Below are 16,761 nucleotides of genomic sequence, written 5' to 3'. Positions count from 1 at the left end.
GATCCCCTTAGGTTGCTGGTGGAGGCTGTGTCGATCCTGGCAGGGCGATCAGCGTTTGGGTTGTCGTCGGCCCTTCATCGACGACGTCTTCCGTCAGATCGATCCCGACTAGGTGAATGGTTGTGAGCGTTGTGGTGCTGGTGGTTCCTTGCGCTGGCACAAGAACTTGGGCTTGTGTGATCGCGACAGGATTTGGGGGAGTTGCGTAGTAGGAGAATAGCGTTGGTGATGCGATGGTGACTCCGAGGACATCGACGGGATTTGAGCTGGCACCGGTTTGGAACTGTGCGTCGACCTGGCACGGGCAGTTGAGGTTGGCGAGCCAAATACTCTCGATCCCAAGCTGCCCAGAGGGGTCGATCGCTTCGAAGTGTATCGAGGATGGTGAGGCCGAGACGAGCGACCCCTGGCCAGTGGTAACAGCCTCACCCAGGAGCCTCGTGAGCTCCGTCGAGGCGAGATCGGTTGCCGCGTTGGCTGCCTGGGAGCTTAACGTGGCTTGCTGGACGACGGAGAAGGAGGTAATGACCTTATAACTGATTAGGCTCAACAGGCCAGTGAGCGCCGTCGCGATGACCATTTCGACGACGCCAAAGCCGCCTTCATTATCAGGGAAGTGAGATCGATGCACTGATCGCACCTCCTCCAGGCGTTGCTAGGGCTCCCGACGATGGATAGGAGATGCTCGACGTGCCATCCCTTGCCACCAGAGTCACATATCCAATCGGGGCCAGAAAGGTCAATTGGCCGTCGGCATTCGTGGTGCCCACAGTGGTTATTGGGTTGGAGCAGTCGGTAAGCGGTGTCCCATTGGCATCGGTTTGCACAACACTGATGGTTGCGCCAGCAAGCGGTCCTTGGGCATTGGTGACCGTGACCGTGATGGGTTGACCGAGAAGACTAACGGTGCTTGTCTCCCCTGGTTGTGCGATGGCAATATTTCCTAAGCTTGTGCCACTGAACGAGGTGTAGACCTGGCACTGCCCTAGCCATGCCTGATAGCCGGTTGCCGCTGGAAAGATCGGTGTGATGCTGGTGACTGGGGAAGCGCTGGGGGCGGGGGAGTAGATCGTCTCGTCACCTGGAAGTGCGGTAGATCCGAGTGAGATCCCGAACTGCCACGGGATGCTGATCTTGGGGGCTACGATTGTAAACGTTGCAGCTTGTGCGTACGTGAAGTCAACTTGAGCGTTGTCGGCGGCGCTCACCGTCACCGTTTGTGATGGATTGGGGTCGCCGCTGGGGCTGACCCACGTCTGGCCGGCTGGAGGTGTGAGTCCGACGGTGTAGGACCCCGGGGACATGAAGGGGAAATACGCGCATCCTTGGGAGTCGGTTTGGATCGTCTGTGCTGTGTCGCTGGCGGCGCCGGTGGAGACGAGCGTCACCGTCACATTGCTGTCTGGCGCTCCGGTCTGATTCTGGGCCACAACGAGGACCGATCCCGTCGTGGGAGAGCTATAGCCAGCTGGGACGTGATAGCCGGTCGTGCTTCGCACCGGAGGAAATGGTGCCATGTCGCTCCACGTAACGGTGACAGATGCCGACAGGATGGGTTCGAGCACCTGATCGCTGGCGGCATTGGCGTTGCAGCCGTCGGGGTTTGAGGTACCCTCGGTCCAGTAGAGGTCGTCGGTGACGGTGTAGGTCACCGAATTGATGATGGTCGAGTGGGCTGAGCTACCGAGCATGCTGGTCAAGTTGGCAAAGGACTGCGAGGCCTCGGCATTGAGAATCTGGATCTCGGACTGAGCAAGATTGGACGCGGTGAGCTGTTGGCGAGATGAGGCGGCGAGCTGCGTTGAGCGTTCGATCAGGTAGGTCGCAGGGCCGACCACGCCGGCAAGGATGGCGAAGGCCACGACGACGCTTATGAGTGAGACGCCTCGTTCGTCTCGATGCAGGTGGCTCAGCCAGCTAATCACACCCACAATATCGGCATTTTAGGTCATATTATTGAACGTGCTTTGTGTTGCAAGCTGAAACGCTCACGTATGGTGCTAGGAATCCTCTCCAGCAGCGATTTTAGTCGCAGCTTGAGAGCGGCGCAGTTCGTCAATGTGGCCGGCGAGCGCGTTGTCTTCGGCTTCGATGGACCCGAGATCAGCATCCGCGAATTCGAGGACTCCCATCTTGGCAAAGGTGTCGCGCATCTTCGGGTTCCAGGGGCCGATATCCTTGATTGTCGGAACGATGCGATGAAAGAGAAGGCTGCGAAAGATCTTTTGACTCTCGGATTGATTCAGATTAAGCGACGTCCTGGTTACGCTGTCCAGTCGTCGCGAGGCTTTGACGGAGTTTTGCTACGCCATGGAGCCCCTGGAGACGGCGAAACTCAGAGGTGTTGGCTGGTGCCGATGCTTCAAAGAGTTCTAGCTGCTTCGTTGTCATAGTGTCAGTATGGATCGAGGCTCTGACAACGCAATGTCCGGGGCCCACGACAAGAGGGTGGGCCAAGGCTAGCGATCAGATCTGATTGAGCTGATCGATCATCGTTCGAAGTCGCCCCAACGAGTGCTGGTCGAAGTCAAGGGAGAGACGCTTGAGGTCAACATGGTCACCTTCACGGACCTCCCATGCGGTTGGGGGCGACGACTCGATGCTGCCAGAGCGAAGAATATCACCAAAATCTTGGTTCAGCTCGTTGAGCAGCGCAGCATCGGGTAATCGTTGCAGACGCAGGATCAGCTTCTTACCCACGATTCGGGCGGAGTGAAAGTTGTGATAGAACCCGATTACCTCGTCGATGGCCTCGTCGACGGTTTCACAACGGCGAAACAGTGCGAGGTCAGCCTTCGAGACGAGACCCCCAGGTACCAAAACGTCGGTGATGAACGCGATCAGTGGATCGAAGTAGTCGCCGCCTGGTGGCTCGAGCAGGACCAAGGGTGCGAGCTGCGTCTTTCCGGTCTGCATGAGGGTCAGGAGCTCGAAGGTTTCATCGAGGGTGCCGAGGCCGCCCGGCATGGAGATAAAGGCAGATGACTCCTTGATCATCAGAACTTTTCGGGTAAAGAAGTACTTCATCTCGATGAGGTGACCAGCAGCATCGAGACCGGTCGCTGGTTCCTGTTCGTGGGGGAGTCGGATGTTGACGCCGAATGCATGGTCTGGACCTGCTCCGGCTGTTGCGGCCTCCATGAGTCCGGGACCTCCACCAGTGATTACCAGCCAGTCACGGTTGGCTAACGCGGCTCCGAGCTGGTTCGCGAGCCGATAACGGGGGTCGGTTGGCTCGATTCTCGCTGAACCGAAAACCGTAACCTTTCGCCGGCGACGATAGGGCGCGAATGTCGTGAAGGCCTCGCGTAGCTCACGCACCGCCGATGTGATCATCTTTAAGTCGAGCCGATCCATGTCGGCGCCCAGCGTCGTCTCGAGCTCGTTGATCAGGGCGAGCTTGAGGTCTCGGTTGGGGTTACGAAGATCTACCGAATGCTCTTGGGCTTGGGTGTTTGGCTTGTGCGTCTCGGTCACAGGGATGACCCTGGGGCAACAGCCATGGGAGCAGAATCTGACGGACCGGCGACTGGTTCATAGAACGTGGTGCGTTGGCGCAAGGTTCTTCCAGCGCGCTGAGCTACCAACGCAAAGTCTTGTGGTGTGAGCGCCGTACCATGGGTTGCCCCAGCTGCATGTGAGATGCTCTCCTCCATCAAGGTGCCACCCAGATCGTTGGCTCCACAATCAAGGAGGAACGCTGCGCCGTCAACGCCAAGCTTGACCCAACTTACCTGGATGTTGTCGATGACGCCATGGTAGGCGATGCGGCCAAGTGCATGGACGAGTACGGTCTCGCGGAGCGTCGGCCCACGTCTGGCTTTGCCGTTACGGAAGATCGGCGTGGCCATGTGGACAAAGGGCAACGGAACAAATTCGGTGAATCCGTGTGTCTTGCGGCCAAGCTGACGGGTGACGTCAAGGTGTCGTATGACGGCATCGATTTCCTCAACGCTGCCGAACATCATGGTGACATTGGAGCGAAGTCCGATCGAGTGGGCAGTTTCATGCACCTCGAGCCATTCGTTCGTGGTCAGTTTGTCGGGACACAGGATAGCCCGGACGGGGTCGTAGAGGATCTCTGCCGCTGTCCCAGGAAGACTTTTGAGACCTGCGTCGTGGAGTTCTTGGAGGTAGTCGCTTAGCGCGAGCTTGAGCCGCTTAGCTCCGGTAAAAACCTCCAGAGCTGAGAATCCGTGCAGATGGATGGATGGATAGTTGGTGTGGATGGCCTTGGCAATGCTGAGATAGTATTCGCCGTCGAAGGTGGGGTGGATCCCACCTTGGAGGCATACCTCAGTAGCCCCACGCTCTTTGGCCTCTCCAACCTTGTCAAGGATTTCATTCATGCTCAAAAGGTATGGAGTGCCACGTAAGTTGAGTGAGAGTGGTCCTTTGGAGAAGGCACAGAAGCGGCACTTGAAGGTACAAATATTGGTGTAATTGATGTTGCGGTTTGCCACATAGGTGACGACATCTCCAACCGTTCGGCGACGTAGATCGTCGGCCAGTTCAACGACGCCCATTACGTCGAAGCCTTTGGCAGAGCCCGCAGCCCGGAGGAGTTCTACGGGTGCTTCGCGACCGGCACCGAGCTCGTCGGCTAGCTCGGTGAGCCAACCAGGTTGGGATGATCGAACATTCGATTTCGCGAACACGCTGGTGGGAAAGACCGCAGGTTCCCCAGAAAACCACCGATGCTCGCGCGCGAAGCCGAGTTGGTCGCGATGGTAGTTTACCGCAGGTACCAGCGTGGCGTCAACCCATTTCGACATCTCGTTTACATACGAGGGATAAATCGGGAGCCGTGGAACGAGGGCGAAGTCGAGCTGGGCAAGACGTTCGGTGAGCTGCTCAATATTGGGCCAAGGTCGCTCAGGGTTGACGTGATCAGGGGTGACCCGAGAGATGCCACCGAAATCGTTGATACCGGCCCCAACCAGCTCGCCTGGGTCATCGGAGAGGTTCGGCGGAGCCTGAAGGCTTACGGTTTCTGGCAGAATCAGCCTCGCCAGCGCGATCGATCTCAGGTACTCCTCGCGCGAAGGTTCCAGGGTGTGTGCCATCTGGGTTCCAGGCTTTGGTAGGAAGTTCTGAATGATGACCTCTTGGATGTTGCCGTATTCGTTCGCGATATTGGCGATTGCGAGCAGGCCATTGAGGCGATCCTCCTCACTGTCCCCGATGCCGATTAGCAGGCCGGTGGTCATCGGGATGGCGAGCACTCCTGCGTCTCGCAGCGTTTGGAGGCGCCGATTTGGCTTCTTGTCTGGTGCGAGCCGATGACAGGGGAGGGACTCGTTCACGGACTCGACCATGATGCCCATGGACACAGCGACCGAACGCAGCCGCGTCAATTCATCTGGGGTGAGCGTCCCTGCGTTGATGTGTGGGAGTAGATGCCCGGCGAGAGCGATTTCGGCACCCTTGTGGAGGTAGTCGACCGTCGACGAATAGCCTTTGCGTTCTAGCTCCTCTCGTGCGACCGCGTAGCGTTCCTCGGGGCGTTCTCCAAGCGTGAAGAGCGCCTCGATGGCTCCGTAAGCAGAGGCGTTATCTGCAAGCTCTTGCACCTCGTCGAGGTCCATGTAGGCCTTGGTGAGACGGGCCGGTGCTTTCGCGAAGGTGCAGTAACCACAGCTGTCGCGACACAGCATGGTAAAGGGGAAGAAAGCCTTGGGTGAATAGGTGATGAGGCGGCCCCCGTTACGGTCACGAAGCTTAGCGGCTTCAGTGAGTAGCTTCTGAGTCGACCATCGGGTTGGGTTCATCTGCATATGACCACCTTAGCCACCGTCCCTTCACAGTGATTGGCGCGCCACCCATCGAATCTGTCTAGATGCGCGCAGCCTCCCAATCCAAAGACCTATTGAGCTGCCCCGATCCGCCGTGTTGTTGGGTGCATGGCTATGTTTCTGACGATTGGTTTCTGACGATTGGTTTCTGACGATTGTGGGTTGTAGCGCGCTTTACGCCTCGGAATTAGACAGCGCGGCCGCGGCGGCGCTGTCTACCAAGAGGAGCGTGTTCTTGCGATCGAGTGAGTGAATCGGCAATCCATCCCCAAAGAGTGCTCGTTCGACGATCGCCGCCTTGTCCTTGCCGGTGGCGACGATCAGGCGGAAGCGGAAGCGGTTGAGCGCGGGGAAGGTCAAGGTGATGCGTTCTAGCGGATTGGTGTGGGAGGGATCTGAGTTGGCGATGACCATGGCGTTGTGTTGAGCGAGTCCCGGTGAATTGGGGAACAGCGAGGCGGTGTGTCCGTCAGCGCCGAGTCCAAGGTGCACAACCGACCATGGTTGGTACTCAGCTAGGAGGAATTCGTATCGCTTTGCGTAGCCCTTTGCGAGTGAGGCACGCGCCTCAACGGTACTTCGGTCTGACGCGTCGGTATCGGCGAGGAGTTGACGCTCGGTTGGCGTGTGGCACTTCACCATCGGCAATTCGATCTGGCCAAGAGGACCGAGACCTTGGGCGATATGGTGCCAGTTGGATCGATCATCATCGGATGGGACGAGGCGCTCGTCTACCTGGCCGATGGCCAGCGGCTTGCCGTCGTAGGCTGTAAGGGCATCGCGCAGCGCAGCGATGAGCTCTAAGATGGTATGTCCACCAGAGAGGAGAACGAGTCCGCCACTCTCCAGATGGGTAACCACGTGATTGGCAAAGCACCCAGGTATGTCATCAGTAATTTCGTAGCGAAAGTTAGCCATCTCACTCCTTTGCATCCATAGTCACCGCACCCCATCGATTTGGCGTCACGAAGTTGCCGGTGATACCGAAGAAGAACCATTGTCGATCGACGCCATCGCGGGCCGACCGAACGATCGCCTGGGTGGGGTTGAGCGGTGATTACGCTGCTATCCTAATGTGAACCGATCGGTTTGTTCTTCGGTGGGGAGGCTTTTGGGGTGAGTCAGCGGGATGATCTCAAATCAGCAGTATCGACGTCGCTTAACTACGTCAAGCAGGAAACAGTCGATCCAGCGAAGCGACTGGGTGGCTTGTTAGTCTGGGGGATCGTCGCATCGTTGCTGACAGCGTTTGGTTTTGTTCTGGTGGCACTCGGTCTCTTACGGGTTCTCCAAGATGAGACGGGCTCTACTTTTCATGGCCATCTTAACTGGTTGCCTTACCTTATTACCCTGGTGGTTGTCGGTGTCGTGTTGGGAATTACGCTAGCCCGCATTGGAAAGCGAGGGAGATGATGATGGCGGCAAAGAAGATCAGTCTCTCGGATGTTGAGAATTCGTTTCGTGGGGTGCAACGAACCGCCGATAGCTCTTTTAAAACGTTGAGGCCGGCGTTTCCCGGTTTTGTTGGTCTGGCAGCTGGTGCACTTGTCCTTGTTGCCTTCGTAGCCGGTTATCGCCGAGGTCATAACAAGACCTCGGTGATTGAAATCACAAGACTCTAAGGGGTGCGGATGGCTCGTAGGCCCGTCCTGGCTTCGCTTCGGCCATCGGCGATTCTTGCCCGCAGCCTGCGTTGGATTTTTGTTAACGCGAACAATCGGTGGCTTCTGGCTGGTGGATTCGCGGTCTATGTCATTCGAGCAATCACCAAAGGGGCGTTGAGTCGGCGATTTCCAGCGTCCCGAGGATCTACCCGTTTGGACCTCGCTGATGGTGCTCGTTACCTGATCAAGGCCACGCCGCGATCGCAGAGGTGACCACCATCGAGCGTGTGTTTCAGGATGGGTCCTGGGTTCTTGTGGTTGATCCACGGGGTCGTCGGCTCTTGCTCCGACTCAAGGCTGGGGCGAGTGTAAACACCCATCGCGGACTCTTGGAGCATGACTCCGTGATTGGGATCGAGTCAGGTGCAACGGTTGCGACTCGATCAGGTTCGTCGTTGGCAGTATGGGCGCCATCATTTGAGGACATCGTCCTTGAGATGCCGCGTGGTGCACAGATTATCTATCCTAAAGACATCGCCGCGATGCTTGGTGCTCTGTCACTGGAACCAGGGCATCGAGTGCTCGAGGCTGGGTTTGGCTCCGGTGCGATGACGATGGGACTCTTGCGCCAAGGGGCTCATGTCGTTACGATTGAGAAGCGAGAGGACTTCGCCCATCGGGGACAAAAAAACGTCGAGAGCTACCTACCGGCCTCGCTGCACGGCCAGCTAGAGATCGTCGTGGGCAACGTCATGGAGGTTGAGCTCTCTGGTTGCTTTGATCGAATCGTGCTCGACCTTCTGGACCCCTGGCTTGTCGTGGCTCATCTTCGCCCGCTGTTGGCCTCCGATGGACGAGTGGTCGTCTATGTCACCAATATCAATCAGGTCCAAGAGACAGTGCGGGCCATGCGCGCCAACCACCTCTCCATCGACGCGGTGAAGGAGATCCTCGAGCGCAACTGGGTGGTCAGCGGCGACGTGGTGCGTCCTGAACAAAAGATGATCGGTCATACCGGGTTTATTATCAGTGCCAGGGCCTCGGCTCCGAGGCCGGTGCATGACAACGCCGAGACTGTTGTTGATAACGATGAGACCCTGACCGATCCTGAACCGCAGACCGACTAGCGCATTAGCTCATCGAGGTAGCGCAACCGTTGCTCGCGAATCGGCGTTTGGCTGACTCCTTCGGTAGTTGCTTTAAATGGCTGTCGGATCGTTGCGTGGGTGTGATCGACAACCTTGGACTGCTGCTGTAGTGGGGAGAACTTCGTTGTGATCAGCCATTGTTGGTCAAATATGCGACACCAAGGTGGTCGCGATGCGCCGTGGGCAAACGCGAGCACCCCTTGATTACACGTTGACTGCGATACTTTCAGGCGCGAGACCCCGCAACCACTCCAGCCCACCGCACCTGGTCATTGCAAAGGTGCCGAACTCGACAGCGGCGCGCAAGCAACGGCGAACTAGCGAACGTGTGACTAAGGTTCGATGCGTGCGACAGTCTTGTGAGAACGCCTTGTTCGACAGGCTTGTGAAACCGTCAGTCGTGCTCGACGAAGATGCATTCCCCAGGGCACTCTTCGCTAGCCTCAGTAACGGCATCCTCCAGATCCGCTGGCACGGGGGCCATTTGGGCTGCACCACCAGGATTGTTAAAGACCTCTTGGCCTTCCTTCACGTAGGCAAGCCCGTCGTCGAGAAGCGTAAAGACCGAGGGACAAATCTCCTCACAGAGGCCATCGCCGGTGCAAAGATCCTGGTCAATCCAGACTTTCATCAAGGTCCTTTCCAATTGGGGTTCGATTGTTTGGCTTGAATATCAGCGCCCTTTGGCTCAGCACCTCGCGGTGAAGAACATGCTTGAGTCTAGCTGCTTTGTGAGGGTTCTAATTTCGCTGCTACTCGGGTAGCGTGAAGAAAGGAAGGAGGCGTGATGGTCGATCGCAACAAGCCCTACGACAACGATGCTGCAGTTGATGAACAGCAGATGGTTACTGCGCTCCAAGTTGAAGTCCAGGAGCTGCGTCAAAGAATGAACGATGCGCCCTCGCGTGAGCGGGTTCTTGAAGAGAAGCTCTTGGAGGTCTCGGGGGCACTCTCGCAGTTGCAGGCGAAGAACGAGAAGCTGACGTTTACGCTGCAACAGGCTCGGGAACACATCGCAAATCTGCGCGAGGAGGTTGAGAAACTTACCCAACCGCCAGCAGCCTACGGAGTGTTCGTTGGAGTCAACGATGACGAGACGGTGGATGTCATCTCGTCAGGTCGCAAGATGAAGGTAGCGGTGCACCCCGATATCACACTTGCGGATCTTCGCCATGGCCAAGAGGTTACGCTCAACGAGTCCTTTGCCGTGATTGGTGTACGCGGTGTGGACCGCAGCGGTGAGGTCGCCATGGTCAAGGACGTACTCGATGATGGTGAGAGGGTCATCGTGGTTGGGCGTGGCGATGATGAGCGTGTTGGGATCCTCAGTGGCGCCCTCCGCGCCGATCGCATCAGGGTTGGTGACAGCGTCTTGATCGACCCGAGGTCGTCCATGGTGTTGGAGCTGTTGCCAAAGCCCGAGGTCGAGGAGCTCGCTCTTGAGGAGGTTCCTGACATCAGTTACAACGATATCGGTGGGCTCGATCGACAGATCGAGGAGATCCAGGACGCTGTTGAACTGCCATTTCTCCATCGTGACCTCTTCTCCCTCTACCAGCTGCCAGCCCCGAAGGGTATCTTGTTGTACGGCCCTCCAGGCTGCGGTAAGACGCTCATCGCAAAGGCCGTCGCCAACTCGTTGGCAAAGAAGATCGAGCAGACTTCTGGGCGGAGTGTGAAGAGCTACTTTCTGAACGTTAAGGGCCCTGAGTTGCTCAACAAGTACGTGGGTGAGACCGAGCGCCAGATTCGACTCATCTTCCAGCGAGCTCGAGAGAAGGCTGAAGAAGGGATGCCGGTCATCGTCTTCTTTGACGAGATGGATTCGTTGTTCCGTACGCGTGGCAGTGGAATCAGCTCGGATATGGAATCGACGGTCGTCCCTCAGTTGCTTGCTGAGATCGACGGTGTCGAGACGTTACGCAACGTCATCGTCATTGGAGCATCCAATCGTGAAGATCTCATCGACCCTGCCATCCTGCGACCAGGTCGGTTGGATGTCAAGATCAAGATCCAGCGTCCCGATAGTCAAGCGGCTCGCCAGATCTTTTCACGATATCTTACGCCAGATCTTCCCATCGACAAGAATGAGGTCGATCGGCTCGGCAATGGTGATGCTGCAGTTGCTGTGCAGCGGATGATTGAGGCGACGGTTGAGACGATGTATGCGGCCGTTGATAGCAATCGATTTCTTGAGGTGACCTATCAAAACGGTGAAAAAGAGGTGCTGTACTTCAAGGACTTCTCCTCTGGCGCGATGATTGAGAATATCGTTCGTCGAGCCAAGAAGCTCGCTATCAAGCGTGAGATTGCGGGAGATCCACCTGGTATCTCACAGGAGGACCTCTTGCAGTCAATTGCGAAGGAGTTTAAAGAACACGAGGATCTGCCGAACACGACGAACCCGGACGACTGGGCCAAAATCTCGGGCAAGAAGGGTGAGCGGATTGTCTTCATGCGTATTCTTCTCTCCCAGGAGGAGGGGTCTGAAGGTGGGCGTGCGATCGAGCGGGTGGCGACTGGTCAATACCTATGAGACCTACGTTCGTCAAACCGTAGAACGAGAGGAGGGACGATGCCGATAGCGAAGGTGCTTGGTATCGAGACTGAGTATGGGATCGTTGTCGCAGGCGCACCTGATGCCAACCCAATAACCACATCGTCCACGCTGATCAACGCCTATGTCGCTGGGCTTGCTGATCGCGTGGAGTGGGATTTCGTCGATGAGTCTCCGGGGGTTGACGCTCGCGGTTTTGCCCTCGATGGGGGATCCGGGATTGAGCTCGATACTCACCTGGTCAATGCCGTTCTCACCAATGGTGCTCGTCTCTATGTCGATCATGCCCACCCTGAGTACTCGTCTCCAGAGTGCATCTCCCCGTCGCAGGCTCTGCTCTACGACAAGGCGGGAGAGCAGGTCATGATCCGTGCAATGGCAAGCGCAAAGCGGGTTCTCCCCCCGAATCAGGAGATCGTCGTCTATAAGAACAACTCCGATCGTAAGGGTAACTCGTACGGCTGTCATGAAAACTATCTGGTCGACCGGAGTGTGCCATTCCAGCAAGTTGTCCGCGAATTGGTGCCATTCTTCGTGACCCGCCAGATCATCGTTGGTGCCGGGAAGGTGGGATCTGAGTTTCCTGGCAAGACCGCCTCCGACGTTGCCTTTCAGCTCTCGCAGCGTGCTGATTTTTTTGAAGAGGAGGTCGGTCTCGAGACGACACTTAAGCGGCCCATCATCAATACCCGGGATGAGCCGCACTCTGACGGCCAGCGCTTTCGACGATTGCACGTGATTCTCGGCGATGCCAATCTATCCGAGCGGTCAACCTGGTTGAAGCTCGGACTGACGGCCATCGTGTTGGCGATGATCGAGGATGGCGTTTTGAGGGATCTCAAGATTGAGTTGGCTGATCCAGTGGGGGCATTGCGCGAGATCTCGTGGGACACGACGCTCGAGCGCACGGTGTTACTCCAGGATGGTCGTCGCATGCGCGCGCTTGAAGTACAGTACGCCTATCTTGAGCGTGCTCTGGAGCATGCCGAACATGTCGGTATGGCCTATCTTGGTAACGAGACGGATGGCCCCGCATTGCTGGCAGAGTGGGAACGCGTGCTTGAGGGCCTCGAGCGCGACCCGATCGCCATGGCCGACACCCTCGACTGGGTGGCGAAGTGGCAATTGGTTCGAGGCTATCAAGAGCGTCATCAGGTTGATGCAATTGACCCAAGGCTTGCCGCTATTGATCTGCAGTACCACGACATGCGTCCCGAAAAGTCGCTGTTTCGTCGATTGCCGATGCAGCGAATGCTTGATGACGCCGATGTGAGTTGGGCGGTGAGTAATCCACCCCCCGACACCCGAGCGTATTTTCGTGGGACTTGCCTGGCGAGATTTCCTGGTGCAATCGCGGCTGCCAACTGGGACTCGATCATCTTTGATTTGGGGTCGGATCCACTGCGTCGTGTGCCCATGATGGATCCTCTTCGTGGTACTGAGAGTCACGTTGGTGAGCTATTGCGGCGAGTACACAGTGCGCAAGAGTTACTCGAAGCATTAGGTTCCTAAGTAGGATAAAGTGCAAAGGTGAGGTGGATCTATGGCTGAACGTGAACAAGTTCGAAAGTCGTCATCGAATCGTGATGAGGTCGTCGAAGAGGAGGTAGTACCTTCGGCTGAGCGCTCTGACCAGTTGAAGGCTGAACTTGATGACATCCTGGACGAGATCGACGAGGTGCTGGAGGATAACGCTGAGGAGTTCGTTCGAAACTATGTACAAAAGGGCGGGCAGTAAGCGATTGACACTGAGAAGTTGACTGGTTGACACTGAGAAGTAAGCAGCTGAGAATAGAGAGGCGGTAGGCGTTTTGGCGCTGCCATTGTTTGACGTGGTACAGGATCCAGGACCGGATTTTGCTGGTCTTTTGGATGTCCTGGCTGTTGGCACGCAGAGAGGTGATCGAGGCAGTGCTGCGAGCACGGTGTTAGACGGCGTTCCTCATGGAACGACGATCGCGGCGGCGCGATTTCGCGACGGGGTCGTCATCGCGGGCGATCGCCGGGCAACCGAGGGTAACATCATCGCAAACCGCACGATTGAGAAGGTCTTCCCCGCTGATCGGTATTCGGCTGTGGCTATCGCGGGTGCGGCTGGACCGGCGGTGGAGATGGTGCGACTCTTCCAGGTGCAACTTGAGCACTACGAGAAGGTGGAGGGTTCGGTCTTATCCCTCGAAGGCAAGGCTAACCAACTTGCCCAGATGATTCGGGCAAATCTCGGCATGGCGATGCAAGGATTGGCGGTGGTGCCACTCTTTGCGGGCTGGGATCTGCACCGGAGTCAGGGCAGAATTTTTACCTACGATATTGCAGGCGGCAAGTACGAGGAGGAGGCGTTTTATGCCACTGGGTCTGGTGGGCGCGACGCGCGTGCCACGCTCAGGCTCGGCTTTCGGCCAGAGATGAGCCGCGACGAGATTGTGCGCTTGGCCACCAAGGCACTCTTTGAGGCAGCGCAAGAAGACTCGGCTACCGGGGGTCCTGATCTGTTACGGGGGATTTTCCCGGTTGTCGGTGTGATTGATGCAACGGGCTATCAGCGTGTCGGTGACGATGAACTCATGGTGCTGGCTCGAGAGCTAGAGGGTGAGCTAACGACGAGGAGGCAGCCACAATGAGTATGCCCTTCTATGTAGCTCCAGAGCAGATGATGAAGGACCGCGCTGATTATGCGCGAAAGGGTATCGCGCGCGGTCGGGCCCTTATTGGGATGGTCTACGAGGTTGGCGTGTTGCTATGCGCCGAAAATCCATCACGGTCGCTGCACAAGGTGTCGGAGATCTATGATCGGATTGCCTTCGCCGGGGTTGGAAAGTATAACGAGTTCGACCAGTTGCGGGTGGCTGGCATTCGTCACGCCGATACCAAAGGTTTTGCCTACGCTCGTGATGACGTTGACGCTCGTAGCCTCGCGAATCTCTACGCCCAATACTTAGGTCAGGTCTTTACCCACGAGATCAAGCCTCTTGAGGTTGAGATCCTAGTCGCCGAACTCGGTCGACCTGGGCATGAGGCACAGCTCTTTCACATTCTCTATGATGGGACCGTCGTGGATGAGCAGCACTTCGCTGTCATCGGTGGTGATTCAGACGCGATTGCCGAGCGGGTTGTCCAGGCCTATGACCAGACCTTCGGACTAGCGGAGGCATTGCGATCCTGTGTCGCGGCCCTCGAAGGAGATGGGCAACACCTCAATCCACAGGATTTGGAGGTGGCAGTCCTCGAGGATCGGGGTGAGCGCAGAACGTTTCGCCGAGTGAACGGGACTGAACTTGAGACGTTACTTGGTGATGCTCTTTGAGCAAGGTCGGCGAGCTCGATCGCAGGATCTTCGGGATCGAGAACGAGTATGGTGTCACATGCACCCTGCGGGGGCAGCGGCGATTAAGCCCTGACGAGGTAGCACGCTACTTGTTTCGCAGGGTCGTGAGCTGGGGCCGGTCGTCGAACGTCTTTCTCGAGAACGGAGCGCGGCTGTATTTGGATGTGGGTAGTCATCCCGAGTACGCGACCCCGGAGTGTGACACGCTGGACGACCTGGTCAGCCACGATAAGGCTGGCGAGTTGATCCTGGAGTCCTTGGCCTATTCGGCAGAGGTCAGGATGCGCGAAGAGGGGATCCGTGGCTCGGTTTACCTGTTAAAAAACAACACCGACTCCGCCGGCAACTCGTACGGTTGTCATGAAAATTTTTTAACCTTGCGGGTCGATGATCTTTCTCGGCTTGTCGAGGTACTGATTCCATTCCTTGTTACGAGACAGATCTACGCTGGAGCTGGCAAAGTTTTGCTCACCTCACGAGGTCCTGTCTACACCCTATCACAGAGAGCCGAGCACATCTGGGAGGGCGTCTCCTCGGCCACTACGCGTTCGCGGCCGATTATCAATACCCGCGATGAGCCACATGCCGATGCCGAGCGTTTTCGCCGCCTTCACGTGATCGTCGGCGACTCCAACATGTCGCAATGGGCAACCTATCTCAAGGTTGGGGCGATGTCGCTGGTGCTACGGATGCTTGAGCATGATGTCGTGCTTCGAGATCTGTCGATGGAGAATCCAATCAGAGCGATTCGAGAGATCTCCCATGACCAGTCGTTGACCAAGCGGGTTCGGTTGGTCAACGGGCGCGAGATGACGGCGCTCGAAATCCAGGAGAGCTATTTCGAGCGCGTTCAGCGATTCGTGACGGGCCACTCGATCCCGCCGGATGAGCAACGAGCATTGAGCATGTGGGGTGAGGCGCTCGAGGCGCTTCGCGAGGATCCAATGAGGCTTGAGGGACGTGTCGACTGGGTAACCAAGTATCGGCTCATCGAGGACTATCGGGCTCGGCATTCACTCCCGCTCTCGCATCCACAAGTATCGCTGGTCGACCTTCAGTATCACGACATCAATCGGCGTCGGGGTATCTATTACAAGCTTGTCGAACATGGACGTACGGTTGAACTGGTCGACGAGGCCCGCATCAAGCGAGCGGTCGACATCCCCCCACAGACGACGAGGGCCAGGCTGCGGGGTGAGTTTATTGCCGCGGCTAAGGCGCACCACAGGGACTATACGGTAGATTGGGTGCACCTGAAGTTGAACGATCAGGCACAGCGAACAGTGATGTTGAAGGATCCGTTTGCATCCTATGATGACCGGGTGGAGAGGTTGATTGCTGGGTTATGAGCGAAGATCTTGCCAATGCCGAGACCAAGGCGACGCCAAAACGTTCTAGCCGCAGATCTCATTCGCTTCGCAATTGGCTCATTGTGGTGGTCGTCGCCGTCGTCGCCGCTGTGCTGGTGCGAGCCTATGTCTTTGAGTCTTTTTTCGTTCCCTCCGGTTCGATGATACCCACCATCGAGATCGGCGACCATATGGTGGTCGATAAGCTGAGCTATCATCTTCATTCGGTCGGTTTTGGTAACATCATCGTCTTTCACAAACCAGCCGACGACCACACCCCAGCCGACATCCACTATCTTGTCAAGCGAGTCATCGGCCTTCCAGGGCAGACGATCTGGAGCCACGATGGATCGGTCTACATCAACGGCAAGCCAATCGCCGAGCCGTTCTTGCCCAAAGGGGTGAAGACCTATGGTATTCACACGGCCTCGGGTGCTCCGATCCACATTCCGAAGAACGAATACTACGTCCTCGGTGATAATCGAGGCGATTCGGCTGATTCACGTGTCTTTGGCCCGATTCAACGTTCGCTGATCGTCGGTCGAGTGGTGTTGATCTACTGGCCGCTCTCTCAATGGCACTTCTTTTAGGTTGGTGCCTTACCGTGGGGGCACCGTTTCCGAAGATTCCGGTGGTGTTACTAGGCGGCCAATGAGCGGTTTGGCCTACGCGTGGGGATCCTCGACGCCCCCATTGTGCCTAGGGGCGCATGGTCCATGAACGGAGCGATTCATGGTTGCCCTTGTCATCTGGGTCGGATGTCCAAGTCTGGGCACGAGGACATCGCTGCCTTTCCAGTCCATAAGCGGCAAATGGGCGACATCGCTAGGGGAATCGCTGGTCGGATGTTTACTTTTGCAACTTATGAGATTTGACTCAGATAAAGGGGCGAACGTACCGATACCAGGAGCACAGGATGAATTCGAAGGTGCGAAGGGAGTCGCTATGCCAATCATTAGAGCTTCATGCCCGACATGCGGGGA

General features: G+C 56.9%; 19 protein-coding genes. 11 read left to right on the top strand and 8 right to left on the bottom strand.

From position 1 onward, the window contains the following. Positions 1–7 precede the first annotated feature (7 nt). The 7 genes from MP439_06720 to MP439_06690 all read right to left on the bottom strand — a co-directional run bounded on the left by MP439_06720 (position 8) and on the right by MP439_06690 (position 6,713). Positions 8–631, bottom strand: a complete 624-nt coding sequence (locus MP439_06720; GenBank protein MCI2975753.1) for a hypothetical protein — start codon at positions 629–631, stop codon at positions 8–10. After that, the gene (locus MP439_06715; GenBank protein ID MCI2975752.1) at positions 609–1,931 is read right to left on the bottom strand and encodes a carboxypeptidase-like regulatory domain-containing protein; all 1,323 of its coding nucleotides are present in this window, start codon (positions 1,929–1,931) and stop codon (positions 609–611) included. Before MP439_06715 ends, MP439_06720 begins: the two co-directional genes overlap by 23 nt. A gap of 69 nt (positions 1,932–2,000) precedes the next feature. Next, positions 2,001–2,153 (bottom strand): hypothetical protein, encoded by a 153-nt coding sequence (locus tag MP439_06710; protein ID MCI2975751.1) that lies wholly within the window; start codon positions 2,151–2,153, stop codon positions 2,001–2,003. 94 nt (positions 2,154–2,247) lie between these two features. Continuing rightward, on the bottom strand, positions 2,248–2,391 hold the full coding sequence (locus MP439_06705) for a hypothetical protein (protein ID MCI2975750.1): 144 nt from the start codon (positions 2,389–2,391) through the stop codon (positions 2,248–2,250). A 75-nt stretch (positions 2,392–2,466) separates the two neighbouring features. Further along, positions 2,467–3,477, bottom strand: a complete 1,011-nt coding sequence (locus MP439_06700; protein MCI2975749.1) for a TIGR00730 family Rossman fold protein — start codon at positions 3,475–3,477, stop codon at positions 2,467–2,469. Continuing rightward, positions 3,474–5,777 (bottom strand): 5-amino-6-(D-ribitylamino)uracil--L-tyrosine 4-hydroxyphenyl transferase CofH, encoded by a 2,304-nt coding sequence (gene cofH, locus MP439_06695; protein MCI2975748.1) that lies wholly within the window; start codon positions 5,775–5,777, stop codon positions 3,474–3,476. The genes MP439_06700 and cofH overlap by 4 nt, the downstream gene beginning before the upstream one ends. A 192-nt stretch (positions 5,778–5,969) precedes the next feature. Further along, entirely contained in the window at positions 5,970–6,713 is a 744-nt protein-coding gene (locus MP439_06690; GenBank protein MCI2975747.1) for a 6-phosphogluconolactonase, read from the bottom strand. Positions 6,714–6,911: 198 nt separating this feature from the next. Between MP439_06690 and MP439_06685 the strand changes: the two genes are divergently transcribed. From MP439_06685 to MP439_06670, 4 genes are read left to right on the top strand one after another with little or no spacing between them, the layout of a single operon-like run. Then, on the top strand, positions 6,912–7,208 hold the full coding sequence (locus MP439_06685) for a phage holin family protein (GenBank protein MCI2975746.1): 297 nt from the start codon (positions 6,912–6,914) through the stop codon (positions 7,206–7,208). 2 nt (positions 7,209–7,210) lie between these two features. Then, positions 7,211–7,417 carry a hypothetical protein gene (locus tag MP439_06680; GenBank protein MCI2975745.1) on the top strand — a complete coding sequence of 69 codons (207 nt, stop codon included), beginning with the start codon at positions 7,211–7,213 and terminating at the stop codon, positions 7,415–7,417. A 9-nt stretch (positions 7,418–7,426) separates the two neighbouring features. Then, positions 7,427–7,672 carry a hypothetical protein gene (locus MP439_06675; protein MCI2975744.1) on the top strand — a complete coding sequence of 82 codons (246 nt, stop codon included), beginning with the start codon at positions 7,427–7,429 and terminating at the stop codon, positions 7,670–7,672. After that, complete coding sequence (locus tag MP439_06670; GenBank protein MCI2975743.1) at positions 7,669–8,526, top strand: hypothetical protein; 858 nt, start codon at positions 7,669–7,671, stop codon at positions 8,524–8,526. The genes MP439_06675 and MP439_06670 overlap by 4 nt, the downstream gene beginning before the upstream one ends. A gap of 415 nt (positions 8,527–8,941) precedes the next feature. Here MP439_06670 and MP439_06665 read toward each other — a convergent pair whose 3' ends face one another. Next, positions 8,942–9,178, bottom strand: a complete 237-nt coding sequence (locus tag MP439_06665; GenBank protein ID MCI2975742.1) for a ferredoxin — start codon at positions 9,176–9,178, stop codon at positions 8,942–8,944. Between the two features lie 156 nt (positions 9,179–9,334). Here MP439_06665 and arc point away from each other — a divergent pair, with 156 nt between their 5' ends. The 7 genes from arc to lepB all read left to right on the top strand — a co-directional run bounded on the left by arc (position 9,335) and on the right by lepB (position 16,368). Beyond that, positions 9,335–11,083 (top strand): proteasome ATPase, encoded by a 1,749-nt coding sequence (arc, locus tag MP439_06660; GenBank protein ID MCI2975741.1) that lies wholly within the window; start codon positions 9,335–9,337, stop codon positions 11,081–11,083. A gap of 39 nt (positions 11,084–11,122) precedes the next feature. Continuing rightward, positions 11,123–12,616 (top strand): proteasome accessory factor PafA2, encoded by a 1,494-nt coding sequence (locus tag MP439_06655; protein MCI2975740.1) that lies wholly within the window; start codon positions 11,123–11,125, stop codon positions 12,614–12,616. A 31-nt stretch (positions 12,617–12,647) separates the two neighbouring features. Further along, positions 12,648–12,842 (top strand): ubiquitin-like protein Pup, encoded by a 195-nt coding sequence (locus tag MP439_06650; GenBank protein ID MCI2975739.1) that lies wholly within the window; start codon positions 12,648–12,650, stop codon positions 12,840–12,842. 73 nt (positions 12,843–12,915) lie between these two features. Beyond that, on the top strand, positions 12,916–13,725 hold the full coding sequence (gene prcB, locus MP439_06645) for a proteasome subunit beta (protein ID MCI2975738.1): 810 nt from the start codon (positions 12,916–12,918) through the stop codon (positions 13,723–13,725). Beyond that, on the top strand, positions 13,722–14,408 hold the full coding sequence (prcA, locus tag MP439_06640) for a proteasome subunit alpha (GenBank protein MCI2975737.1): 687 nt from the start codon (positions 13,722–13,724) through the stop codon (positions 14,406–14,408). The genes prcB and prcA overlap by 4 nt, the downstream gene beginning before the upstream one ends. Then, positions 14,405–15,778 (top strand): Pup--protein ligase, encoded by a 1,374-nt coding sequence (gene pafA, locus MP439_06635; protein MCI2975736.1) that lies wholly within the window; start codon positions 14,405–14,407, stop codon positions 15,776–15,778. Before prcA ends, pafA begins: the two co-directional genes overlap by 4 nt. After that, the gene (gene lepB / locus MP439_06630) at positions 15,775–16,368 is read left to right on the top strand and encodes a signal peptidase I (protein MCI2975735.1); all 594 of its coding nucleotides are present in this window, start codon (positions 15,775–15,777) and stop codon (positions 16,366–16,368) included. Before pafA ends, lepB begins: the two co-directional genes overlap by 4 nt. Positions 16,369–16,761: the final 393 nt, after the last annotated feature.

The sequence above is a fragment of the Ferrimicrobium sp. genome (assembly GCA_022690815.1).
Classification (GTDB): domain Bacteria; phylum Actinomycetota; class Acidimicrobiia; order Acidimicrobiales; family Acidimicrobiaceae; genus Ferrimicrobium.
The sequence above is the reverse complement of the archived record's forward strand: the minus strand, read 5'-3'. Positions and strand labels throughout refer to the sequence as shown.